General features: G+C 68.9%; 1 protein-coding gene. It reads right to left on the bottom strand.

Annotated features, from left to right (window positions below; all coding sequences use genetic code 11):
* On the bottom strand, window positions 1–1163 hold a 1163-nt coding region (locus tag A5694_RS12555; protein ID WP_131809575.1), incomplete at both ends, for a DUF4118 domain-containing protein.

The following is a 1163-nucleotide window of genomic DNA, read 5'->3' as shown; positions in this document are numbered from 1 at the left end:
AGCGGGGTACGCAGGTCGTGGCTGACCGCCGACAGCAGGGAGCGGCGCAGTTCGTCGGTGCGCATCACGGCGTCGGCCCTCCCCGCTTCGACCGCCAATTCCTCCTGGCGTACCAGTCCCGCGGCCTGCCGCGCCACCACCGACAGCACCCGGCGATCACGGGCTGCCAACTGTTTTCCGGCGAGAAGCATCCAGAACTCGTCGTCACCGACTTCGATTGCGGTGTCGGCGGACTCGACCGTCGTACACGGCTCGTTTCCGGCCGCGGCGACGACCGCCTCGCCGGCCTTCTGACCGTCTAAGGTGCGCACTCGCAGGATGCTCACCGCGCGCAGGGCGTAGGTCTCTCGGACGCGTTCCAGTAGCGTCTCCGGGTCTGCGCCCCGCAACACCGACCCGGCGAACAGGGCCAGTAGCTCCGCTTCACCCGAGGCGCGGCCGGCTTCCCTGGCGCGTTCGGCGGCGCGGTCCACCAACCCCGAGACCGCGACCGCGACCAGCAGCAGCACGATTTCGGTGATCGCCGAATCGGTTTCGGCGATGGTGAAACTGTGTCGGGGGTCGATCAGGAAGTAGTTGAGCAGCAGGCCCGAGACCACAGCCGACAGCATTGCGGGGGCGACGCCGCCGAGGAGGGCGACCACCAGCACGCCGACGAAGAACAGCGCGCTCTCTCCGCCTAGGCGCAGCACCGGATCCAGCCATGCGGTTGTGATCCAGCAGACTAGCGACGGCACGAGCACCGCCGCTAGCCATGGCAGCACACGGCGTTGCCGAGCCGAGAGCGCTCCGCCGCGAAAGCCTTGCCCGGACTCTTCATGAGTCACTATGTGGACATCGATCTTCCCGGACAGCCGCACCACCGTCGCACCGATACCCTCGTCGAGCAAACGTGCCCAGCGGGACCGCCGCGACGTCCCGATCACCAGCTGGGTGGCGTTGACGTCCCGGGCGAAATCCAACAGCGCGGTCGGCACATCGTCGCCGACGACGACGTGCAGCGAGACGCCGAGGCTGGCCGCCAACTCGCGGATCTTGCCGATCCGGGCATCGGGCAAGGGCGAGCGCCCGTCACCGCGCAGCACGTGCAGCGCCAGCAACTCGGCGCTGGACTTCGACGCGATCCGCGAGGCTCGGCGGACCAGTGTCTCGGACTCCGGGCC

Source organism: Mycolicibacter sinensis (genome assembly GCF_001667945.1).
GTDB lineage: Bacteria > Actinomycetota > Actinomycetes > Mycobacteriales > Mycobacteriaceae > Mycobacterium > Mycobacterium sinense_B.
This window is presented reverse-complemented; position numbering and strand designations above follow the sequence as displayed.